This window comes from Chitinophaga sp., from assembly GCF_019236475.1.
Classification (GTDB): domain Bacteria; phylum Bacteroidota; class Bacteroidia; order Chitinophagales; family Chitinophagaceae; genus Chitinophaga.
Genome location: NZ_JAFAIX010000012.1, coordinates 964,407 through 988,693, shown reverse-complemented (window position 1 = coordinate 988,693; position 24,287 = coordinate 964,407). Strand labels below are relative to the sequence as shown.

General features: G+C 43.0%; 20 protein-coding genes. 7 read left to right on the top strand and 13 right to left on the bottom strand.

Annotation, left to right across the window (positions count from 1 at the left end; all coding sequences use genetic code 11):
• Window positions 1–123: 123 nt before the first annotated feature.
• From JO154_RS20275 to JO154_RS20260, 4 genes are all read right to left on the bottom strand, one after another.
• Window positions 124–1,509, bottom strand: a complete 1,386-nt coding sequence (locus tag JO154_RS20275; protein WP_291948924.1) for a RagB/SusD family nutrient uptake outer membrane protein — start codon at window positions 1,507–1,509, stop codon at window positions 124–126.
• Between the two features lie 21 nt (window positions 1,510–1,530).
• Window positions 1,531–4,557, bottom strand: coding sequence for a TonB-dependent receptor (locus JO154_RS20270; protein WP_291948922.1), 3,027 nt, complete (start codon window positions 4,555–4,557; stop codon window positions 1,531–1,533).
• A 565-nt stretch (window positions 4,558–5,122) separates the two neighbouring features.
• A complete protein-coding gene (locus JO154_RS20265) occupies window positions 5,123–5,824 on the bottom strand; it encodes a hypothetical protein (RefSeq protein ID WP_291948921.1) in 702 nt (233 codons plus the stop codon).
• Between the two features lie 244 nt (window positions 5,825–6,068).
• Window positions 6,069–8,477, bottom strand: coding sequence for an efflux RND transporter permease subunit (locus tag JO154_RS20260; protein ID WP_291948919.1), 2,409 nt, complete (start codon window positions 8,475–8,477; stop codon window positions 6,069–6,071).
• A 93-nt stretch (window positions 8,478–8,570) separates the two neighbouring features.
• On the opposite strand from JO154_RS20260, the gene recO reads away from it, so the two are divergent.
• Window positions 8,571–9,308 (top strand): DNA repair protein RecO, encoded by a 738-nt coding sequence (gene recO, locus JO154_RS20255; RefSeq protein ID WP_291948916.1) that lies wholly within the window; start codon window positions 8,571–8,573, stop codon window positions 9,306–9,308.
• On the opposite strand, the gene JO154_RS20250 is transcribed toward recO, so the two are convergent.
• The 4 genes from JO154_RS20250 to rsfS all read right to left on the bottom strand — a co-directional run bounded on the left by JO154_RS20250 (window position 9,273) and on the right by rsfS (window position 13,251).
• Complete coding sequence (locus JO154_RS20250) at window positions 9,273–10,100, bottom strand: UDP-2,3-diacylglucosamine diphosphatase (RefSeq protein WP_291948914.1); 828 nt, start codon at window positions 10,098–10,100, stop codon at window positions 9,273–9,275. The genes recO and JO154_RS20250 overlap by 36 nt on opposite strands.
• 1 nt (window position 10,101) lies before the next feature.
• Complete coding sequence (locus JO154_RS20245) at window positions 10,102–10,737, bottom strand: lactate utilization protein (protein WP_291948912.1); 636 nt, start codon at window positions 10,735–10,737, stop codon at window positions 10,102–10,104.
• A gap of 8 nt (window positions 10,738–10,745) precedes the next feature.
• Window positions 10,746–12,773: an ATP-dependent zinc metalloprotease FtsH gene (ftsH, locus tag JO154_RS20240; RefSeq protein WP_291948910.1), complete on the bottom strand. Its 2,028-nt coding sequence runs from the start codon at window positions 12,771–12,773 to the stop codon at window positions 10,746–10,748.
• A gap of 73 nt (window positions 12,774–12,846) precedes the next feature.
• Entirely contained in the window at window positions 12,847–13,251 is a 405-nt protein-coding gene (gene rsfS / locus JO154_RS20235) for a ribosome silencing factor (protein WP_291948908.1), read from the bottom strand.
• A 158-nt stretch (window positions 13,252–13,409) separates the two neighbouring features.
• On the opposite strand from rsfS, the gene JO154_RS20230 reads away from it, so the two are divergent.
• From JO154_RS20230 to JO154_RS20220, 3 genes are all read left to right on the top strand, one after another.
• Window positions 13,410–14,156: a biotin--[acetyl-CoA-carboxylase] ligase gene (locus tag JO154_RS20230; protein ID WP_291948907.1), complete on the top strand. Its 747-nt coding sequence runs from the start codon at window positions 13,410–13,412 to the stop codon at window positions 14,154–14,156.
• A gap of 304 nt (window positions 14,157–14,460) precedes the next feature.
• Window positions 14,461–15,396: an AraC family transcriptional regulator gene (locus JO154_RS20225; RefSeq protein WP_291948905.1), complete on the top strand. Its 936-nt coding sequence runs from the start codon at window positions 14,461–14,463 to the stop codon at window positions 15,394–15,396.
• 91 nt (window positions 15,397–15,487) lie between these two features.
• Window positions 15,488–16,480, top strand: coding sequence for an aldo/keto reductase (locus JO154_RS20220; RefSeq protein WP_291948903.1), 993 nt, complete (start codon window positions 15,488–15,490; stop codon window positions 16,478–16,480).
• A 52-nt stretch (window positions 16,481–16,532) separates the two neighbouring features.
• Here JO154_RS20220 and JO154_RS20215 read toward each other — a convergent pair whose 3' ends face one another.
• From JO154_RS20215 to JO154_RS20200, 4 genes are all read right to left on the bottom strand, one after another.
• Window positions 16,533–16,868: a translation initiation factor gene (locus tag JO154_RS20215; RefSeq protein WP_291948901.1), complete on the bottom strand. Its 336-nt coding sequence runs from the start codon at window positions 16,866–16,868 to the stop codon at window positions 16,533–16,535.
• Window positions 16,869–16,886: 18 nt separating this feature from the next.
• Complete coding sequence (locus JO154_RS20210) at window positions 16,887–17,765, bottom strand: diacylglycerol kinase family protein (RefSeq protein WP_291948899.1); 879 nt, start codon at window positions 17,763–17,765, stop codon at window positions 16,887–16,889.
• Between the two features lie 9 nt (window positions 17,766–17,774).
• The gene (gene nadC / locus JO154_RS20205) at window positions 17,775–18,626 is read right to left on the bottom strand and encodes a carboxylating nicotinate-nucleotide diphosphorylase (RefSeq protein WP_291948896.1); all 852 of its coding nucleotides are present in this window, start codon (window positions 18,624–18,626) and stop codon (window positions 17,775–17,777) included.
• A 104-nt stretch (window positions 18,627–18,730) separates the two neighbouring features.
• Window positions 18,731–19,141: a DUF4783 domain-containing protein gene (locus tag JO154_RS20200; protein WP_291948895.1), complete on the bottom strand. Its 411-nt coding sequence runs from the start codon at window positions 19,139–19,141 to the stop codon at window positions 18,731–18,733.
• Between the two features lie 318 nt (window positions 19,142–19,459).
• Here JO154_RS20200 and gpmI point away from each other — a divergent pair, with 318 nt between their 5' ends.
• The 3 genes from gpmI (at window position 19,460) to uvrC (ending at window position 23,686) form a co-directional block, all read left to right on the top strand.
• Window positions 19,460–20,983 (top strand): 2,3-bisphosphoglycerate-independent phosphoglycerate mutase, encoded by a 1,524-nt coding sequence (gene gpmI, locus JO154_RS20195; protein ID WP_291948893.1) that lies wholly within the window; start codon window positions 19,460–19,462, stop codon window positions 20,981–20,983.
• A gap of 295 nt (window positions 20,984–21,278) precedes the next feature.
• On the top strand, window positions 21,279–21,863 hold the full coding sequence (locus tag JO154_RS20190) for a hypothetical protein (RefSeq protein WP_291948891.1): 585 nt from the start codon (window positions 21,279–21,281) through the stop codon (window positions 21,861–21,863).
• Window positions 21,864–21,865: 2 nt separating this feature from the next.
• Window positions 21,866–23,686 carry an excinuclease ABC subunit UvrC gene (gene uvrC / locus JO154_RS20185; RefSeq protein WP_291948889.1) on the top strand — a complete coding sequence of 607 codons (1,821 nt, stop codon included), beginning with the start codon at window positions 21,866–21,868 and terminating at the stop codon, window positions 23,684–23,686.
• On the opposite strand, the gene JO154_RS20180 is transcribed toward uvrC, so the two are convergent.
• Window positions 23,683–24,276, bottom strand: coding sequence for a DinB family protein (locus tag JO154_RS20180; protein ID WP_291948887.1), 594 nt, complete (start codon window positions 24,274–24,276; stop codon window positions 23,683–23,685). The genes uvrC and JO154_RS20180 overlap by 4 nt on opposite strands.
• Window positions 24,277–24,287: the final 11 nt, after the last annotated feature.

The following is a 24,287-nucleotide window of genomic DNA, read 5'->3' as shown; positions in this document are numbered from 1 at the left end:
AAAACAAAAGATATATTCATAAGGTTCTGCCAAAGAATAAGAAATATATACGAAAGAAGGAATAAAAAAAGAGTGCCCCGCCAAATGGCGAGGCACTCTTTTTTATATGTTACAACGCGTTAGTTATTTACCATAACCATCGTTCTGTTGAATACCTGGGTTTACATTCTTCTCTGCCTGTGGAATAGGCCAGATCAGGTTGTAAGCATCCGGAGCAATAGTACATGGTGCTACAATTTCCAGTGTACTACCACACATGTTACGATTTACACCTTTACCGTTTCTCAGCAGATCGAAATAACGGTGACCTTCAAACATGAATTCGCGGCGACTTTCAGCCAGTACTGAATCCAGCACGGCAGTAGGCGCTACAGCAGCCAGTGGTTGCAGACCTCTATTTTGTCTGATGGTGTTCAGATCGCCAACTGCAGTATTAGGATCTGTTGCGCTTACTGCTTCTGCATGAATCAGGTACATTTCAGCCAGACGCAGCAGTTTAGGACTGGTTGCACCAGCTTTACCACCCTGACCTGTGAATTTCTGGTTTGTCGTTTCAGCAGCCAATTTGCCGAAGTATACCAGGCGACTGTCAGCAGGATCAAAAGTGCTGTACAGATCTGAAGATACACGAACATCACCATAACCTGGTTTCTGATACATTTGACCAATGTTATCAGAACCGGTAGACTCGCTATCCATAAAACGCAGGGTGAAGATTTCTTCCACACTACCTGGATTGTTATAGAAATTTGCATTAGAAGGTACCAAAGAATATGCACCACCGCTAATGACTTTCGCTGCTTCCAGTGCTGCATTAGCTTTATCACCTTTCTGCAGATATACTCTTGCCAGTAACGCAGTTGCGGTATTGGCATTTACGTGATATATATCGGTAGGGTCCGCATTTTTCAGTAAATTCCGGGCAGTAGTTAAATCCAGGATTACCTGATCATACACTTCCTTTACGGTATTACGTGTAGGATAGGTGTCTTCAAATTTCAATTTGATAGGTACTCCTAGCTGACTGCCACCACCCTGTGCATAAGGTCTTGCATATACATTTACCAGATCGAAATGCATTAAAGCGCGCAGAACGAGTGCTTGGCCCTTTGTCAGATCTTTATCAGCCTGAGCTGCCTGCACTTTGTCAATCGCATCAATCACCCTGTTAGCACGGAGGATACCCTGGTACGCCGCTTTCCAGAAAGATTCTACATCCCCATCCTGTGTAGTATAATCGTGACGGAAACTGCTCAGGAAACGGTTACTGTTGGAACGGGCAATATAAACGTTATCTCCGTTTACTTCTGTCATCACCCAATAGTTACGGCCATAGTAGGAAGTAGACTGCAAACCATCATAGACTCCATTCAGTGCAACGCTCACCTGATCAAAGGTTCCCAACGCCTCGCCATCCACTAATGAGTCATACGGTTTTACTTCGAGCTTGCCAGCGCAGGATTGGAGGAACAAACCCGCTGCCATCAAACCAATGATATATCTTTTCATAATAATTGCAACTTTAATTTTTTATAAGGTAATGTCAACACCAAAGCTTACACTTTTACTAACAGGATACTTGAAAAACTCATAACCAGTAAAGTCAAGCTCTGGATCAATACCAGTGTAACCAGTAATTGTCAGCAGATTCTGTCCTTGTGCATATACACGAACGTTCTGAATTTTAGCTGCTTTCAACCATTCTTTAGGCAGGTTATAGCCCAGGGTGATGTTACGCAGGCGGATGTAAGAACCATCTTCCAGGTAACGGGTAGATAACGCAACAGAGTTTTTGTTACCACCAGCAATTGGTTTTGGTCTTGCAGCATTATCACCTGGTTTAGTCCAGTAGTTACCACCAGCCATAACAGCATAGTTCCAGCTTGGACGTGCTCCATCCGCATCACCATATCTTGCTGCACCATTGATAACCTCGTTACCTTGAGATGCATAGAAGAATGCAGATAAGGTAAAGTTTTTGTAACTGAATGTGTTGTTCAAACCAATAGTATATCTTGGCATGGTACTACCAAATGTTTTGTAGGAAGCCTGGTTTACATTATTGGTTTTTTTACCATCAGCAGTATACCACAGTGGATCACCATTTGCAGGATCTACACCAGCCCATTCTTTCAGACGCCAGGTGTAAGCAGGTAAACCTACACGCAGCAACGTTCCTGTATAACTATTTCCGTCTGCATCTGCTGGATTAATAATATCCTGGTCTTTATACAAGGAAAGGATTTTATTTCTGTTCATACCGAAGGTAACATCAGTACTCCACTGGAAGTCGCGACCAACAACATTTCTGGAAGAGATGGTAGCTTCAATACCTTTGTTAGACATACTACCGATATTCTGTGCTACACTGCCAAAACCAGAAGTTGGTGACATCGGACGGTTCTGCAGCATGTTGATTGTTTTCTTATAATACAGATCAACGGAAGCATTCAGTCGGTTATGCAGGAACGCCATATCAATACCCAAGTTGGTATTGTTACTTCTTTCCCATGTCAGGTCAGGATTACCCATCTGGATAGGGCGGCTGGCAGGCACACCATTGTAAGCAATATCATACTTGTACAACTGCATTGACTGGTAGTTACCAAAATTAGCATTACCATTAGAACCATAGCTGAGACGGAGTTTCAGATCATTGAACAACGTTTGGGATTTCATGAAGTTCTCATCAATAACTCTCCAGGATGCACCGAATGCATAGAAAGTACCGTACATTCTGTTAGTTCCAAAGCGGCTGGAACCATCATTTCTCACAGAGGCAGTCAGGTAATATTTGTTATTAAATGTATAGTTGATCTGGCCCAGGTAAGATAGGAATCTGTAATCATTTGAGGAACCACCTACTGCCTGCGGGGTAGAAGCGGCATCCAGTACACGAATTCTACCGCTACCAAAACCTACTCCTTCCGCATTAAATGATTCAAAATGGTTGGGATTATATTCCATCAATGCCAGGTAATCAAACTGATGTTTGCTACCTACATTGAAATTGCCATGAAGGGAGGTCTGACTGGTGAGTGATCTGCTCATTTGCTGTCCTTCAATCAAATCTCCACTCTTTCCAGGATCAGCGCCGTTAAAACCGTCACCAGTAGAAGGATCAAAGTATGTCTTATTATGTCCGTAGATGAAATCTGCGGCAACGGTTTGGGTGAATTTCAACCAGTCAAAGAATTTGTAGTTGAGGTACAGTTTACCGATACCACGGAAGTTCTGGTTAATGTTCTTATTCAGCGCAGAAGAATACAGGAAGTTATCTCCGTTATTGGAGTTATTCTGCCAATAGTCTTCCAAACCAGAATACAGGGAACCATCAGGTTTGTATGCAGGGAGTAAAGGATTGTTGGCGAAGCTACCATACAGCGGGCTGCTGTAACGGTTACCTGCACCGGAGTTATCCATATCGATATAAGACAGGTTCATGTTCATACCGAGATCCAATCTGTCGTTTACCTGATGTTGCAAATTGGAAACAACAGAGTAACGTTTAAGACCGGAATAAATCGAAGCACCATCCTGGCTGAAGTAAGAACCAGAAAGATAGTATTTCGTTTTGTCATTACCTCCGCTGGAGTTAACTTCATAATTCTGGGTATGCCCATTTTGGAAAGCTGCTTTATTCCAGTCAAATGAATGTTTCAGGAGAGAATCTGGAACAGTTTCTTCGATTTCAGCCTGGGTATAACCGGCATTAGCATATAACAAACGCTGATAGTCAAACGCCTGTTTAGCATCCATTAATTTCCAGTTACCAAAGCTAGGAGAGTTAAAGCCATACTGTGCTTTAAAATTCACTTTAGAAGTACCTGCTTTACCTTTCTTGGTATTGATTACAATTACACCATTACTACCACGCGCACCATACAGGGCTGTTGCAGATGCGTCTTTCAGTACGTTAATGGTTTCAATATCATTTGGATTGATATTCGCCATCACATCGCTGGATTGCGTTTGTACGTCGAAGTTAAACTGACCGTTGGTCACGATCACCCCGTCAATTACATACAGCGGACTAGCGCCAGCGTACAGTGATCCGATACCACGGATAGCCACATTCTGCTTAGAACCTGGCTGACCAGAACCGGAAGCACTCACCACACCTGGTGCGCGTCCTTGCAGGACCTGGTTTACGTCCGTAACAGGAACGTTTTCGATTTGCTTGGAACCAACTTCAGCGATGGAGCTTACCATTTTCTTACGGTCTACTTGCGTATAACCCGTAACTACCACTTCGCTCAACTGCTTGTCATCATTAGCTAACTTTACATTGATTACATCTTTGTTAGCTGGTAATTCCTGCGTCAGGTAACCCACAAAAGAGTATACCAGTACAGCATTGTTGTTCACAGAAATTTTGTAAGTACCATCCGATGTGGAAGTAGTTCCTACATTGGAACCTTTTAGATGAATGGTCACACCAGGAATAGGGGAGCCGTCTCGGCCATCTGTAACCTTACCTGTAACAGTGCGGCTTTGTGCGATGACCTGCCCGCCAAAGCATAGCACGGCCAGGAGGAGAAATAACAATTTCCTCATAAGCATTTTGTTAGCTTGTTGTTTGGTTAATAAAAAAGTATTTTCTTCAGACCCCCTCGTTGCAAAAGGACCTGACGATGTACAATACAAGGTTAAACAGAAGGCACTTGCTTAAAGTAATGGGTGAAGTTTGGTTGTAATAAGGTTAACCGGTTAACGGTTTTCATTGTTTCCTCCCCCAAAGCTGATCTGTGACACGAATTCAAATACTTCGTTGCAATCTATCTAATTATTTCAATCATGAAGTATGTTCCTCTTCCTCGTAAGCAATTTCCTATTAGAAATTTTTAATCGAGCTCAAATATATTCATTATTAACAAAAATTTAAAGATTTAAATTTGCTAATAACATCTAGATAACAAAGTATTAACTTTTCTTTAACATATACTAATATAAATATATTTGTTACAAGCTATTCACTAGATAATAATAAATATATATTCCTAGCATACTTTTCGTAAACTAGCTCTAGCGGAAATTTTGGTTGAAAACTAAACTAATAATGGGCATAAAAAAACCCGGCCGACAGCCATGCCGGTCCGGGTAAATGCCATTAGTGAAGAAATTAAGATAAGGTCAATGGGTATGTTTTCAGCAATTCGATCAACACCGTAAATAAATCATCATTACGATAATTGAACCTGAATTCACACTCTTTTAAATGTAAATAGGCAGTGTTTCTGTTCAGCCCCTTGAACTTTGCCAAACGATGTTTGGTAAGCCCCCAAAAAGCATCTACTTCATCCATCTGCGGTGTGCCGGACGAATCCGCCGGCTTTGTACTCAACCGATACAAACGATACTGTCCCAGATCCACAACGCCAGTGTAATTACGTAATCGCTCTGTCGTGTTAATCTTCTCCAAAACCGATCTGCCACGTGTGGCGGCATGAATCATCGATCTGGTAACATCCGGGAGAATCTCAGTATGCAACCGGTCTGCTTTTTTAATAATACCAAAAATGACTGGCTTTACGGCCTTGTCTACTTCTGATTTAATTGCGACCAGGGTATCCTCTTCCTGGTCAACGCGGGATAATAACTCCCGCTCATAAATTACTGTCACAGGTAAAGGAACAGGATGCAACGTCTCACAATAACGAGCAATCTGACTCCTTAACTTTTTTAAGTAACTATTGATAGTTACCCTGCTTACTCCGCTGATATTCGCTATCTGCGTGGCAGTAAGATCGTCGGCGAACAGCCGTAGGATCTCCTTAAATTTCCGCTCAGATAAATGAGCGCCCTTTAAGTATTTGTTTTTCATGAACTAGTGGTTAGAATGGCATTCTAAACCTCTAACTTTTTTATGTGGAAATATACAGTTTTGTGATAAACGGTTAATAAGTCGGATAAACGTTTTTCACTAGATTAATTTAAAGCGTTTTCTTATCCACTTTAGCAAATCTTTTAGCAAAACATGTGGAAAAACATACACAAAAACAAAAAAAGCAATGATATCCAAAGGATACCACTGCTTCTCGAAAATTATAAGAATTACCTAAATTTATCTACTCTGTATCTTTTACACCCAGCTTATCAATTGCAATATCCACCTCTTCATCCAAGGGTTTCCACAATTCCTTTTTCTTCGCTTGCTTCAATAAGGCTTTCTCCATCCACAATAACAATGCCGGCAGGATTGTAAGGTTCGTCACCATCGCTACAATCAATGTCAAAGAGGTTAACCATCCTAACGCTTTCGTTCCACCAAACTCGGAGAAACTAAAGATCATAAACCCTGCAAACAATATCAACGAAGTATAAATAATACTCAAGCCGGTTTCATGAATAGTTTGTTTCACCGTTTCTGAAATATTCAAATCATGATGTGGCAACTCCTGCTTAAAATTCACCAAGAAACGAATAGTAACGTCAATGGCTATACCCAATGCTACACTAAATACCAACACTGTAGATGGCTTCAACGGTACTCCTAACCATCCCATCACACCTGCAGTCACCACTAATGGAATAATATTAGGGATCAGGGAAATAAGTAACATCCGCCAAGAACGGAATAAATATAGCATACATGCCATGATCAGCACAAATGCCAGTAATATACTCTCTGTCAATCCACTGATAATAAACCGAGTTCCCTCCTGGAATATCACACTGGTACCAGTAAACGTAACGGTATACTTACTACTGTCAAATATCCGGTTTACCTGCGGACGCAATGAATCCAATAGTAATGGCAGTCTCTTCGACCCAACATCCGCCATATTTACACTCACCCTGGCTACCTGTTTGGTACTATCCATAAAAGAACTTACCAATTTAGAGAAAGTGGTATTGGCTGTAGAACCAGCCGGTGCCTTCATACGCAAGTATGGCGCCAAGAACCCAAGATCAAATTGATTTGGTACGGCATAGTTACTACTGTCGCCATTATAATAGGCTTGCTTAGCAAACTTAATTCCCTCTACTACTGATAATGGACGCGCAAAATCCCGCTGTGCAGCGATTAGTTGCGTCAACTCATCGAGCTTCCCCAAGGTTTGCAAATTGATGACACCATTCTTTTTCTTCGTATCCACTGCAATCTCCAAAGGCATTACCCCTTTGAAATTCTTCTCAAAAAATTTCAAATCAGTATACAACTTATCAGTGTGTGGAATATCATCCAACATATACCCAACCGACTGTAACCTGGTCATACCAGCGATTGACAACACGACTAGTATAATACTTACTAGGTAAACGGATTTACGATATTTGAACACCAACGTTGTCAGCATATTCAGCACTTGCTTGAACACCCCACTTTCCCTGTATGAAATATGTCTCGTCTTCGGCGCCGGCAGGAAACTTAATACGGAAGGCAAAAAGATGAATGAAATCAGGAAAATCAACATGATATTCAATCCAGCCACAGCTCCAAATTCTTTCAATATGGCGCTATTCGTAAAGCAGAATACACCAAATCCAATAGCTGCTGTGATATTGGTAAACAATGTTACAATACCCATTCGTTGAATCATTCGAACCAAAGCACGCGTTTTGTTCCGGTGCTTCGCATATTCCGTATGATACTTACTGATAAAATACACACAGTTAGGAATCCCAATCACCACCACCAATGACGGAATCAATCCGGTTAATAAGGTAATCTTATATCCCATCAATACAATGGTAGCTACAGACCAGATCACTCCAATCGCGACTACTACCATCGACATCAAAACCGCCCCCAGCGAACGGAAGAAAAGAAACAGAATTAATCCTGTTAGCAGAAAGGATATTTTAAGAAACAACTTCAACTCATCCGCCACCTTAACGGCCATGACTGTACGAATCAGTGGCAGGCCACTCAATCGCACTTCTGTATGCTGTTTCGCTTCAAATGCTTTTGTAATTTTATAAATGGAATCTACGACTGCAGTACGTTTGGGGGAGTTGAACACATCCCTGTTCACATAAATGGCCATTAGGTACGCATGCTCCTGTGGATTGTACAACAACCCCTTGTAAAAAGGCAATGTATGAAATACACCGGCCAGGCTGTCTATCTCTGCCTGATCATTCAAATCTCCTTTAAATAACAGACTAGCTTCTAGTTTTTTAGTACTGTCATTCTTCACCAGATTGATGGCCAATGGCACACTCAAAATGTTTTCAACAGAATGGATACCCTTGATATCCTTGTTGAGTTGTATATAATTATGGAAAAAGTCTTTCTGGAAAAAATGATCTGTCTGTACACCCAGTACCATCATATTTCCGTCTTCGCCAAACTTCTTCTTAAACTGCTGAAATTCAAGGTATTTGGGATTATCATGGGGGATAGTGGCTACATAATCATAGGACATCTGCACTTTGGAGGCAAACCAGGCCATAATGCCGGTGGTAACCAGGAGTAACAGTAGTAGCGTTAGTCGAAATTTGAGCACAAAACTGGCTAAGCGTTGCCACATGTGGATTTTTCAATTTGGTAAGGGCGTAAAGGTAATTAAAATCGTGCATGTCTGTTAACCGCCGTCTTTTAGCTAAATTGCATACATATTCACATGTTACACAAAACAAGGGGCATTGTACTACGGACCGTTAAATACGGTGAAGCCAGCGTGATAGTAAGTATTTTTACTGAACTATTTGGGATGCAATCTTATATCGTTAACGGTGTAAGATCCAGCAAACCCAAGGCTGCCAGAGGCAATCTATTACAACCTGGCAATATTCTAGACCTAGTGGTATATCACCAGGAAATCAAAAACCTCCAACGCATTGCTGAGTTCAAACTGGCTTATATCTTCAATTCGCTGCATTTCAATATTGTAAAGAATACCGTGGCCTTGTACATGATTGAACTGCTGCAAAAATGCCTGAAACAGCCAGAACAACACTTAGAATTATACTATTTTGCGGAAAATGCCTTCCAGGTATTAGACCAGGCCGAAATGCCAATAGCAGCCAATATGCCGCTCTTTTTCACTTTAAAAGTAGGGGAGTACTTGGGTTTTAAACTCAATGGTCGCTTTTCTGAATACACTCCGTATTTAGACCTGCAAGAAGGGCATTATACGGATCTACCACCGCACCATATCCACCACCTGGACCCTGTGGCTTCTGAAATTACAGATGCACTTTCGCAATGTACCGCAGCGGGTCAACTGGGTAATATCACTATGAATAAGGAAAGAAGAAGGAAGTTAATGTATGCTTACCTAGAATATTTCCGACTGCATTTGCCGGACTTTGTGGAGATGCAATCACCTCCGATCCTCCACGACATCCTTGACGCCTGATTTGGCGACTTTAGCAGCTTTTGCCCCTTCTTCCGTATAGAATTTCAAGGAAGTTTCCTTTCCATCAAATACAGCATAGGAGAAATAGTTCAGCCAATCGCCCAGGTTGATATACCTGCTGTTCGGCCCTACCTGGATATCCAGTGGTAGATGTCGGTGTCCGAAGATGAAATAATCGAAATGTTCTTTTTCCAATACTTCCCGGCTGTAAATGGCAAGCCATTCGTTTTCTTCTCCGAGGAAGTGTTCCAGGTTCTGCCCTGTGGCAGCCCTGCTCTTACGGCTGAAATAATTCGCCATAGAGATGCCAATAGCTGGATGTAAAGCGGAGAATAGCCATCTGCATACTGGGTTTCTGAAAACTTTTTTAAGGAATTTATAGCCATGATCGCCAGGACCTAGTCCGTCGCCATGACCAATGTAGAAGCGTTTGCCTCCAATGGTATACGTTTGTGGCTCATAATAAACCGGGATATCCAGTTCATCTTCAAAATAGCCATTCATCCACATATCATGATTACCGATAAATACGGAGATACCTATACCTTTATCGCGGAGGGCGGCTAGTTTCCCGAAAATCCGGGTGTAGCCTTTGGGGATTACATGTTTATATTCAAACCAGAAATCAAAGAGGTCACCAACCAGGAAGATATGTTGCGCGTCTTTTTCTGCTTCTTCCAGCCATTTGATGATGAGTTTTTCACGCTCACGGCTGGCGGCAGCGTTTGGCGCTCCGAGGTGAAAATCTGAAGCGAAATATATTTTCCTGCCTGCTGGCAAATTGATATCCATGCTATTCGTCTACTAGAAAAACGTATACTTCTTTTGGTCCGTGAATACCCACTACAAGGGTCTTCTCGATATCTGCAGTTCTGCTGGGTCCTGTGGCGAAAGAGATGGCAGAAGGTAAATCATTGCCGTACTTATCTTTCAACTTATGCAACGCATCTTTCAGGTCAAATACCAGTTGATGCGTATAGGCGATCACGATATGCACCGGCGTATATACAGGTAATGCTCTACCGCTTGGCTGGGCTGCACTCAGTACAATAGTACCAGTACGTGCCACCAGGTATTCGCAATCTGTAATCGCTGCATCGGCTTCATGCATCGTGCCTTGGTTCAGAAAAGGAAGTTCATCCTTGTGAAGCTGCTTCAGCAAGTTTGGCGTTTGGCAAAATACATTATGCCATTCCTTGTTATCGCATAAAGCACGGAGATTTTCCAGGAGCTCTGTCTTTCCTGAACAGAAAACAAACTTCCCCTGTAGTCGGGAGAATTCTTCTGCAAAACGAATCTCCATTCCTTCGCTCTCGGTCTTAAAGACAGCAGTGTTGCCCTCCGAGTTAGGGAAGGGCAACTGTACTGGCTGACTTAAAGCATTTCGTACTCGCTTCAGAATATTTTCCTTGGCAGGAGAAATCTTCATATGACTAATTACGCGTTTGCAGGTGATGGTGATGGATTGATGATATCAGTAGGATGAACGCCATCAGTAGTAAATCCTTCTTTCACAGGATGATGCTCCTTGTTAGTATCGTAAGGACGTTTACCGATGAGTCTTTCCAAGTCGGCTTGGTAAAGAACTTCACTTTTCAGCAGTTCAGTAGCCAGAATTTTCACCTGTTCCAGTTTTTCTGTCAGCAGGTTTTTGGTTCTAACATATGCACTGTCGATGAGTTTTCTTACCTCTTCGTCAATCAATTTAGCAGTTTCCTCTGAATAAGGCTTGGTGAATGCTTGATCGTTGTTTGGATCGTAGAAAGACACGTTACCAACCTTATCATTCATACCATACACAGTGACCATTGCGTAAGCCATGCGGGTGATTACCTGCAGGTCGTTCTGTGCGCCCGTAGAGATTTTACCGAATACGATTTCTTCTACCGCGCGGCCACCGAGGGTCATGCAGATATCGTCCATCAATTGTTCGGTATTGTAGAGATATTGTTCTTTAGGAAGATACTGTGCATATCCGAGTGCAGCCACACCACGAGGAACGATCGTTACTTTCACCAGTGGGTTAGCATGCTCCAGGTACCAACCACAGATAGCATGACCTGCTTCGTGGTAAGCGATGACTTCTTTTTCTTCTGGAGAAATGATTTTATTTTTCTTTTCCAGACCACCAATTACACGGTCAACGGCATCGTTGAAGTCGTCCATTTCTACTTCTGTTTTGCCTTTACGTGCAGCGATGAGGGCCGCTTCGTTACAAACGTTAGCGATATCGGCGCCGGCAAAACCAGGAGTCATGGAAGCCAATTTCTTGATATCCAGGTTTGGAGAAGTTTTGATAGGCTTCAAGTGTACTTGGAAGATCTGTTCTCTTCCTGCCAAGTCTGGTTTATCGATAGAGATCTGACGGTCGAAACGTCCTGGGCGCAGCAGGGCTGTATCCAGTACATCCGGACGGTTGGTAGCAGCGAGGATAATGATACCGCTATCGGTACCGAAACCATCCATTTCTACCAGCAACTGGTTCAGGGTGTTTTCGCGCTCGTCATTACTCATCATTACGTTTTTACCTCTAGCACGACCGATCGCATCAATCTCATCGATGAAGATGATACATGGTGCTTTTTCACGGGCTTGTTTGAACAGGTCACGTACACGACTAGCACCCACCCCTACGAACAGTTCCACAAAGTCGGAACCAGACATAGAGAAGAAAGGAACCTGGGCTTCACCTGCCATTGCTTTCGCCAGGAGGGTTTTACCAGTACCCGGAGGGCCTACCAGAAGAGCACCTTTCGGTATTTTACCCCCCAAAGAGGTGTATTTTTTTGGATTTTTCAGGAAGTCAACGATTTCCATTACTTCCACTTTCGCTTCGTCCAGACCGGCAACATCATTGAAAGTGATATTTACACGAGTGCCTTTATCGAAGAGAGTAGCCTTAGATTTACCGATGTTGAAGATACCGCCCGGGCCGCCGCTTCCGCCGGCAGGACCACCCACCTTACGCATCAGCAGTACCCAAAGCCCGATAATCAGGATCAATGGCAGCAATAACTGGAATACCGGCTCAAACCAACTGGTTCTGTCCTCGTACTTGATCTTTACCTGGCTTTCCGGTGTTACGCCCTCCTGGGCTTTATCCATATCTTTTTTGAAGCTTTCTTCACTACCGATGGTAAAACGGTAATGTGGGCCGGGATTATCAGCACCAAATCTGCTTTTATTTACATCGTTGAATTGAGCTTCTTTGAGTTTGTCTTTCTTGATGTAGACTTCTACATATTTCTTGTTTACTACAACCAACTGGTCAACGTCTCCAGGTTTCAGGTATTTCACCTGGAATTCCTGGAAGCTGATTTCTTTGGGATGGGAACCGAAATCGAGTAAGTTCATGGCAAGCAGGGCTATACCGATAAAGGCATATACCCAGTATATCGTGAACTTAGGTCCTTTTTTAGGCGATTTTTCTGAACCCCTGTTGAAGTTATTGCCTCCTTTTTCCATAATCTTTCGCTCCTTAACGGATGTTTATTGCTATCAGAATTTATTAATTATAATACGAAACGGGCTGTTTTGTTTAATTGTCGTAGTGCTCCATTCTGTCAGCATCACTCCACATTTCTTCCAGATTATAGAACTTCCTTGTTTCAGGTTGGAAAACGTGCACAACTACATTCACATAATCTACAAGAATCCACTGCTGGGCGGTGAACCCTTCATGTTTGTAAGGATCCTCACCCACAATTTTGTGGACCTCATCGGCTACAAAATCAGCTATGGCTCGTACCTGTGTGTTGGAATTTGCTTCACATAATATAAAGAAATCGGCCACTGCTTCAGGAATCTGGCGCAGGTCCAGGGATACGATATTTTCCCCCTTCTTTTCCTGGATGGCCTTAATGATGGTGGTAAAAATTTCACTTTCTCTGGTTAAGCGCGTCTGCGCTTTTTTCCTCGTGCTCAGAACGGTTAAGGGTGCCAATAAATCTCGTTTTTGTTAAAAATAATCTTTAATTGTCAAAGTTACTAAACAAGCATTAATATAAGCTTGAGAATATAACCCCGGGGCCTCCTATTATGTTAAGAAAACAATAAAAATGAACTACTTTTCCGGCCTAAAACAGACTAAAAAGGATTCAAGTGATAGGACACCCGTTTTATATCCTGGAAAAAGTTGACAGCACCAATAACTATGCCATGGCACAGGTGAATTCCGGGGATGTGACATCCGGTACAGCTTGGTTCACCGGCAACCAGACAGCAGGTAAAGGAACCAGGGGTAAAAAATGGCTGGCAGCCCCAGGGGATATCAGCGCCCTGACCATCGCCCTGCAACCTGCTACCTTACCACTTTCCAGGCAGTTTATGCTGAGTATTGCAGTGGCCCTGGGAGCCCACGATTTCTTCTCTTCCCATGCTGGCGATGAAACCGCTATAAAATGGCCAAATGATATTTATTGGCGTGACAGAAAGGCAGGCGGTATTCTCATTGAAAATGTAATCCGGGGTACTATATGGCAGTATGCCATCATAGGGATTGGTATCAACCTAAACCAAGGCAAATTCCCGGAGGAACTTAAAAATGCAGTATCGCTGCGCCAGATTACCGGCAAAACCTGGGATGGCCCCTCTCTGGCCAAAGAATTATGTCAATTCCTGGATAAACGCATCCAACAACTGACACCCGCCCATTACGACCAATTCCTACAGGAATATAAATCCAAACTCTTCCGTATGAACGTCCCTGCTCCATATCGTAATCGCAGCGACGAGAGCATCTTTGAAGGCACTATAAAAGACATCCTGCCGTCTGGATTACTCGTCATGGATACCGGTGATGGATTAAAGGAATTCGGATTCGGAGAAATTGAATTTATACTCGGATAAAAAGAAAAGGAACGTTTAAAAAAACGTTCCTTTTTTATAAGTTGTTAGTCTTGTGTTCTTGTTCATTACTTCGGCGCAAACTCAGGCGCCGTAAGCTCATCAAAGGCAATGACGATAACAAGATTTTGGTTGATAAAGGCGTTAACAAATTGTGAAATCTTTCTAAAATTATCAAAAATAAAAATGCAACACAATTGCATTTATCCCAAAACACAGCAGCAACAAGCCTTTCAGCGTAGTCGTTTTTTTATTTCATAACAACCCCTAGTATTTTTTTGTGGAGAAGAAGCAGTAAATTTGATCCATGTCTCCCAAAAAAATAACCCGCGCAAGTGAAATCCGCGCTACTCAAACAGTAGATTCACACGACAATTTCTCCTTATTTACCCATCGCGAATGGCAACCTAAAGCACCCACAAAAAGTAGCTTTGCTGCCTTTTCCAGGGAAGAGAAACCAGTCAAGCAGGAGGTCGGAACAAGTAGATGCGACTACTATAAAATCACGCTCATTACCCGTGGTAAAGGCATCTACACCATCAATGGTACCGCACATAACATTGACGGGCCTACTATTGTCTTTCTCCATCCAGAACAGGTTAAAAATTGGGAATCTACATCGGATGATCAGGCAGGCCATTACTGCTTGTTTACAAAAGAACTTTTCGAGCAGCAAGAACAGGAATTACTCCAGTATCCTTTGCTGCAAGTGGGCGTACAACCTGTATATAAGTTAACCAATACGCAGGCAGATTATCTGTCGTCTATCTTCCGTCAACTACAGCGGGAATATCATGAAAATTCCGCCTTTAAACAGGAAGCTATACTTATATACCTGAAGCTCCTGCTGCTAGAAGGCCGACGAGTAGCGCAAGATCTTACGCCAAGTCGCGTACAAACAGCCGCACAACAGCTTTCTCAGCGCTTTACGGATAAACTGGAAAAACAATTCCCTATTGAATATCCCAACCAGCAGATATCATTAAAAACAGCAAAAGAATTTGCTGCGCTGTTGAATACCCATCCCAATCATCTGAATGCTTGTGTAAAACACAGTACCGGCCGCACCATCAGCGAGCATATTCGCCAACGCATCCTGCTGGAAGCCAAGCTGCTCCTCATTCATACAGATTGGCAGATAGCGGAAATAGCCTGGTGTCTTGGGTTTGAAGATCCTGGAAACTTTACCCATTTCTTCCGTAATCATTGCAGTCAATCGCCACTCGCATACCGTTCACATTGATTTCTTTGAAAATCACAATTAATACTTTGTATACTACAATCTGATTCCCCGTACCTGCATTTAATTTTGTCATCACAAAAACCTCAAGATTATGCAGTACAGAAAACTCGGAAATACAGACGCTTCAATATCCGCTATAGGACTCGGTTGTATGGGAATGTCATTCGCCTACGGCAGTGGACAGGATTTTAATGAACAGGAATCGCTGGCCACCCTCGAAATGGCCCTGGACCTGGGTATCAATTTCTGGGATACCGCTGATATGTACGCCAATGGCGCCAATGAAGAACTCATCTCCAAAGTACTTAAAACCAAAAGAGATAAAGTATTTATCGCTACCAAATTTGGTTTCAGATGGAATGAAGATAAATCATACTATTTCGACGGACGTCCAGAATACCTGAAACAAGCCTGTGACGCGAGTTTGAAACGTTTAGGCGTAGATGTAATCGATCTCTATTACGCTCACCGAATACCCGACAACGTACCAGTAGAAGAAATGGTTGGCGCCATGGCCGACCTAGTAAAAGCAGGGAAAGTACGTCACCTCGGTCTTTCAGAAGCTAGCGCTGACTCTTTAAGAAAAGCATATAAAGTTCACCCGATAGCGGCTTTGCAGTCCGAATACTCTCTCTTTACCCGCGATGTAGAAGGAGCGATTCTGGATACCACCAGAGAATTGGGCATTTCCCTGGTAGCCTATAGTCCACTGGGCCGTGGTTTGAGTACGGGCACTCTCACTAACACAGACCAGTTGAGCGAAGGCGATTTCAGAAAAGGCCTGCCAAGATTCCAGGGTAGCAACTTTGAACAGAACCTGCAAACAGTAGAAGCGCTTACCGCATTTGCGAAAGACAAAAACATCACAATGGCACAGCTCTCACTCGCTTGGTTGCTGGCACAGGGAAAAGATATCATCCCTATCCCAGGCACCAAACGCAGGAAATACCTGCAAGAGAATGGAGCCGCAGTAGATGTACAACTCACTGCACAGGATCTGACATCCATTGATAATATCCTCAAAGCAAACCAGGTAGCCGGCGACCGTTATACGGAAGGCGGAATGAAACTGGTAAATAGATAATTTGTTAAAAGGCAATAAGTAAAAAGGGGCCGATTTTCATCAGCCCCTTTTTTTATTTGGATTTCTTATAACCCCAATCTTGTAACCATTTCAGCACCTTCTCCCGGTAATCTCCCTGAATGAGGATAATACCATCTTTCACACTACCACCGGTACCACATTTTGTTTTTAATTCTTTACCCAGCTTTTCCAGGTCTTCTTCTTTTCCAACAAATCCATCCACCACTGTCACTACTTTACCCGCACGTTGTTTGGTATCCAGCTTTACGCGGAGCTGCTGCATAGCAGGAGCGAGGGTTTCTTGTTCTTCCTGGTGCTCCGGCTCAAAGGAGAAATTGGGATCTGTTGAATATACTATTCCACTGTTGTTTGCTTTCTTTTTTGACATCTTCCCAACATTTATAAGTTATTGACTGACAATTACCCTAATCGCTTTTTCCTGCACCCGCAACTGTACAGCACCTGCTGTCAGCGGAACGGCATCTCCATCTACCTGAAGATACTGCAGGCTATTGCCCGAAATGGTAACCGATTTTCCTGTATAATGTTTAAGATAGCGTGTTTTATCAATTTTTCCCAAAAGAGAATAAAGACTAACGGGAATGAGTTGCAGGAAATTAACCGGTGGCATTATGCAGACATCCAGTAATCCGTCAAATACGCTTGCTTTAGGTGCCAGTTTGAATTCGTAGCCGAATTGGTTGCCATTGGCTACTGTCAGCAGAAATGCGTTTTCTTCCAGCTTTTGCCCGTCGATGCTAATGGAATAAGCTTCCGGTTTATAGCTACTAAAACGTTGCATGACTAGTTTCGCATAGCCATACAGGCCCCTCTTAGTTGTATGTCGGAATTCATCTGCCACCAAAGCATCAAAGCCAACACCCGCATTACTAAGGAAGAGATGTTCATTCGCATAACCCACATCCATAGGCTGCTGGCGATCCGCCACAATCAGCTCCATGGCCTTATTCACATCCAGCGGGATTTTGAGCGCGCGAGCAAGACCATTACCGCTACCCAATGGTATTATGGCCAGGGCAGTATTACTCCCTACAAGGCCTTGCGCAATTTCATTGATAGAACCATCGCCACCTACTGCTACTACAGTATCCACGCCATTTTTCACGGCTTCAAGGGCTAAGTCTTTACCATGGCCAAGATATGCCAGGTGCGTAATTTCCACCTGGTATCGATCCGCAGGAAAATACCTACCGATGGCGCCACCCAATCGTTTATCCCTATTGGTGCCAGCTTTGCGGTTTATTATAAATAAAATCTTTTTCAAAACAGCAGTTTAAAGAATAATCGCCTTCAGGCTGAGATCCAGGCTCACAGCATGGTGTATAATAGCGCCTACGGAGATGAAATCCACTCCGGTTTTAGCATAGTCTACCAGGGTATCGAGGTTGATACCGCCAGAAGCTTCTGTTTCCACTTTACCGTTGATGATTCTCAAAGCCTCTACAATATTATCCGGGCTAAAGTTATCCAGCATGATCCGATCCACATGACCTGTAGCCAGTGCTTCCCGAACATCCTCCAAGGTACGTGTTTCTACCTCTATTTTCAGTGATAGTCGATTTTCTTTCAGGTAGGTAACTGTTTTATTTACAGCGGCCGTAATGCCCCCGGAGAAGTCAATATGATTATCCTTCAACATAATCATATCGTACAGTCCCATTCTGTGATTTACACCACCACCAATGCGTACTGCTTCTTTTTCCAGCATACGGAAGTTAGGAGTGGTTTTACGCGTATCCAGGATACGGGTATGATAACCTTTCAATTTCTCTGTATACTGATGGGTGAGGGTGGCAATACCACTCATGCGTTGCATACAGTTTAGCACCAGTCTTTCTCCCATCAACAGGCTATGCACAGCAGCCGTTACTTCAAAAGCTGCTTCACCTGCTTTCATGGCCTCGCCATCTTGCTTAAATGCTTTGAAAACGGTGAACATATCCAGCCATTTGAAAATAGCTTCCGCTACTTCCATACCTGCTAGTATGCCGTCTTCTTTTATCTTCAATACAGCGCTCCCCCTAGTATCGGCGGGAATGCTCGCTAGTGTGGAATGATCTCCTGATCCTATATCTTCTGCTAATGCACTACGGATAAATGCATTTAATGCGGTCTGGTCTAACATAAGCGTTGTGTTTGGATTGCTCCTAGAGCTGCGCAAAAATAAAAAGTGCCCCGCAATAAAATGCGGGGCACCGGGGTTTTTCAACTAATTTATGTAGTACACTTTTACTTGTTTTCGAAACGAAGCTCATTTAAGACCATGCTGGCGCCTTTCTTCTGAAGGAAAAAAGACAACCGGTAGTTGCCACCTGATGTAGACAGATTGCCAATACCAAAGCGGGAACCCTCACCACCTTGGTGCACCAGTTCAAATGATTTTACTTGGTTCTTTGCGAAGAAATCCTTCAGAATAATTTCAGCCTGAGCCTTGCTATAGGAACTGGATTTACCGGAAATGTTAATTTCCACATTGGTATCCATGTATCGGGATAAGCCGTTCACATCTCCCTGCTTGATAGCTCCTACAACATCTTCAAATGGCCCAGCAACCGTAACTTCGTATGAGCTTGCCGACAGCGTAAATGCTGAAATAACTCCCCCCAACAATATCCCCAGCACAATCAAAAGCTTTTTCATTGTCAGTTATTTAATTAAAAATGTGATTTTTCTAACACAAATTAAAAGCGAAAAGCATGCCAAAGGCACTGTAATTCAACAAAATCCCATCATAGTAGTAGCAATGAATACGTAAGCTATATGATCTAGTTAATATCCATGTAAAAATTAATGTATAAATGACATTTAGACCACGTCAGAGCCAGCTTCTAAGCATTGCAACATGTTAAATTCCTGTAAACCTCATTGCAAGCAAAATATTTAGAAAGTATTTCACAGCTTTATGAGTACTTTCACCCCCCGGAACAATTAAAAAATAACCCTTAATAAGGATTGGATATGGAAAAGAAAAGAGCCATTCTGGTAATTATGGATGGATGGGGAGAAGGGAAAGTACCTTCTGCAGATGCCATTGCACAAGCAAACACACCCTTTGTAAGCAGCCTATACAACAAATACCCACACAGCAACCTCGTGACCTGCGGAGAACAGGTAGGTCTTCCGGACGGACAGATGGGTAACTCTGAGGTTGGTCACCTCAATATTGGCGCAGGCCGTATTGTTTATCAGGAATTACAACGTATTAACGTGGCTGTTCGCGATGGCGAACTGGCTAAGAACCAAGTACTCCTGGACACTTTCGCACACGCAAAAAATAACGATAAAGCATTACACCTGATAGGACTTGTGAGCGATGGCGGCGTACACTCCCACATCACTCACCTGAAAGCATTGGCTTCATTGGCCAGCCAGAACGGTGTCTCCAAATTATTTATCCATGCCTTCACCGATGGTCGGGATACCGATCCTAAAAGCGGACTGGGTTTCATCGAAGATTTAGCAGCACATCTGCAAACTTCCGGCGGTAAAATTGCCTCTATCACTGGTCGTTACTACGCTATGGACCGAGATAAACGCTGGGAACGTGTTAAGCTGGCCTATGATGCACTGGTAAACGGTATTGGTACTACTACCAAAGATCCGATTGCAGCCATCAAAGCTTCTTATGCGGAAGGCGTAACAGATGAATTCATTAAACCTGTGATCGTAACCGATACTGAAGGTCAGCCGCTGGCTACCATCCAGGAGGACGATGCTGTACTCTGCTTCAATTTCCGTACGGATCGCTGCCGCGAAATCACGCAGGTGCTCTCTCAGCAAGAATTTCCTGAATTCGGCATGAAACCGTTGTCTCTCTACTATACTACCATGACGGAGTACGACAAAACATTCAAAAATGTACATGTCATCTTCGAAAATGATAACCTCAACATGACACTGGGTGAGGTGATATTTAACAATGGTCTGAAACAGATTCGTATAGCCGAGACAGAGAAGTATCCACATGTGTCCTTCTTCTTCTCTGGTGGTCGCGAAAAAGAATTCGATGGAGAAAAAAGACTCATGGTTCCTTCTCCAAAAGTAGCTACTTACGACCTACAACCAGAAATGAGCGCCTATGAAGTTACAGCGGCAATCGTTCCTGAGATCGAAAGCAAATCTGCTGATTTTATTGCGTTGAATTTTGCCAATGCAGACATGGTAGGTCATACCGGTGTGTTCTCAGCAGCAGTAAAAGCAGTTGAAACGGTGGATAAATGTGTCGAAAAAGTAGTGAGTGCTGCACTCGCCAATGATTATACCGTTTTCCTCACTGCGGATCATGGAAATGCGGATTACATGGTGAATGGTGATGGCTCTCCAAATACCGCCCATACTTTGAACCTTGTACCGTTCTTCATCATAAATAATGATTTCCAAGGAAAAGTGAAAGATGGTAAGTTAGGCGATATAGCCCCTACTATCTTGCATTTCATGGGATTACCAATTCCGACAGAAATGTCTGGTGATTTATTGGTGTAATAATTCGTAAAAAATCTAAATAATTAGAGGCTGTCGCATAAATTTGTGACAGCCTATTTTGTTAAATCCCAGTACAGGCCAGTATTACATGGTACTAGATAATTAAATCATCCTTTTTTAGAAAACCTTGTAACATTTGCATGCCTACTGACGTTTAACAATCACCGAACTTAATTTTTCTCAGTCAAACTGACTGATATTCATATTTTTAGTGCTCTCGACAGATTTGCTCATGCATCGATGCGCCGTTTTCACGGCGCATTTTTTATGCCCTTTTAAGTAGTAATTTTGCAGTATGAAGAACCACCCTTCCATCATCATATTTGCGTTATTGATTGGCATCAGCGCCTGCAATATCCAGACAGACAAAACGAAAACATCTTCACAGGATAAATTCATCAATCTGCCAGGCTATTTTAAATCGGAAGAAAAACAAATCTCCCAAGCAGGCATCGACATGGAAAAGACAGTATTACTCAACGGTAAAAGTGAAAAAAACACCTTTAACAGTAGCGATACGGCAGTGATACAACACCTCATGAAGCCTTTCGCGGACGTTGACCTGAACAAACCATCCCTGCGGGATGAATACGATACTACCAGCCTAACAGACCCATTCTCCGGAAGAAAATCAGTCATCTATAAATCGAGAGGACAGCAAACCAATCCGGAAGAAATCACCATGGATCTGGATAAAAACGGGATTATACAGCAGATATCTGTTCATTCTTATACCTCCAACATGGTGTATGAATACCGTCAGCACCTGGTTTATCAGCGAGGCAAATCCGTCATGATTAATACCTATCAGAAATTTGCTTTCCTTTCCCCGAAAGAACTGGAAATAACCGTAAAACCAATTGCTAAAAATCAGCTATAACTATGACTGGGGCAGAATTTCAGAGCATCTCTCATACTATTCCGGTAGAAGCGGGTATTTATAAATACTATGACAAACAAGGTACACTCTTGTATGTGGGTAAGGCGAAAAGTCTCCGCAAAAGAGTCAGTTCCTACTTTGTCAAAAATCATGATAACTACAAAACGAGGAAACTCGTTGAACAAATTAATCATATCGAATTCACCATCGTGGATTCGGAACAAGATGCTTTTCTCCTGGAAAACTCGCTCATCAAGCAATTCCAGCCGAAATACAACATCAACTTAAAGGATGACAAAACCTACCCTTACATTGTCATCAAACATGAACCCTTTCCTCGCGTATTCCTTACCAGGAACGTGGTAAAAGACGGTAGCGAGTACCTTGGGCCGTTTACCTCTGTAGGAAGAGTGCGGGAAATCCTGGAGGTGATCAAATACAATATCCCACTTCGGACCTGCAACCTCAACCTAACGGAGCAGAATATACGAAAAGGTAAATTCAAGGTATGTCTGGAATATCACCTGGGCAACTGTAAAGGTCCCTGCGAAGGTCTTCAAACAGAAGAAGATTACCGCTCAAACTTGCAACAGGTGAAGAATATCTTGAAAGGCAATCTCTCCCCGGTTATCAACCTTTTTAAAGAGGAGATGATGGAATATGCCACCGGTATGGAATTCGAAAAAGCGGAAATCATGCGGAAGAAGATTGAAAGTCTGCGTGCTTATTCTGCCAAATCCACCATTGTAAATACCCGATTGGGTAATATGGATGTATTCTCCATTATCAGCGAAGGCAACCACGCATACGTGAATTACCTCCGCATTTTGAATGGTACCATTGCCGATACCAAAACGGTTACCCTGGAGAAAAAGCTGGAAGAAGGAGAGGAGGAAGTACTGACTTACGCCATTGCTTACCTGAGAGATGTTTTCAAAAGTATTAATAATGAGATAGTTGTTCCTATACCCATAGAATACCCAGAAAGCAACGTCACGATTACCGTTCCGAAAAGTGGTGATAAAAAGAAACTGCTGGAGCTTTCTGAGAAGAATGTGAATTACTTCAAAGAAGACTTATACCGTAAGAAAATCCTCCACCTGGAAGGTAAGAGCGATATGGAGAGAAAGCAAGTCCTCTATCAGTTGCAGGCCGATCTGGAGTTACCAGCATTACCAGAGCATATCGAATGCTTTGATAACTCGAACTTCCAAGGGGCTTATCCTGTATCCGCTTGTGTGGTATTTAAGGATGGCATTGCTTCCAAAAAAGATTACAGACATTTCAATATCAAAACGGTAGAAGGTATTAATGACTTCGCTTCCATGAAAGAAGTGGTTTACCGCCGTTATAGTCGTTTATTGGCCGAGGGACAGCCATTACCCCAACTGGTGATTATCGATGGTGGTAAGGGGCAGTTGGGTTCTGCCATGGAAAGTATACGGGAATTGAATCTGATTGGCAGTATGACGGTAGTAGGGCTCGCTAAAAATGAAGAGGAAATATTCTTCCCTGGCGACTCACAAAGTATAAAACTGCCTTTCAACAGTGAAAGTTTGAAATTGATTCGTCGTGTTCGTGATGAGGTACACCGTTTTGGTATCACTTTCCATCGTAATAAGCGTTCTAAAGGCACATTTAAGAATGAGCTGGAGAGTATAAAGGGGATAGGGGAGACAACAGCCACTCAACTGTTAAAAGCCCACCGTTCTGTGAATAAAGTAAAGCTCCTCTCCCTGGAAGATCTTACGCAGGAACTAGGGGCAGCCAAAGCTAAGCTCGTTTGGGAGCATTTCCATGGGAGTGGAGAGGCCAAGGCTTAGGTAGTTACATGTGCGGTTTCCACGACCGCAATGGCCCTTTCCGCCTGGAGTATATGCCTTCTGATATGCGCAATAAGAAAGCCGAAAGTATCACCTACCGAAATCCGAATCCATTTGGAGAGGGTAATAGGTACTTTCACTTTTTCCAGATCTATACGGGAAGCTGCTACCAGCAAGCTTTCCATTTCTTCTTGTTGACGTATAAATTCCTCTAGGACTTTATTTATATCTAGTTGAGACGCGGGTCTGTGGGCCTTCGGCGCCTGCATTTTGGAAGCAGGGAATCCATTGGAGGCGGGCGCCATCAGCCTAGTAAACCAGCCACCGAGCATGCCACTGCGGAAAGTCGGATTATGGCGGGAACCTTTAATAACAGCCTGTTCAATGGCATGGCCCAAAGTAGGCAGGTAATAGGTTCCGAAAGTGTTCAGGTGTTCCAGGCATTGAATAGCACTCCAACGACCGGGTTCCGGGGATTGGAGTAGCACTTGGTCTGACTTGCCATTGAAGCGAGATACCGCCTTTAGACGGACTTCTTCCACCTGGTCTTTAAGCTGTTGCAACAACTGCTGGGAATTAACGAGGGGCATTGGACAGTCAA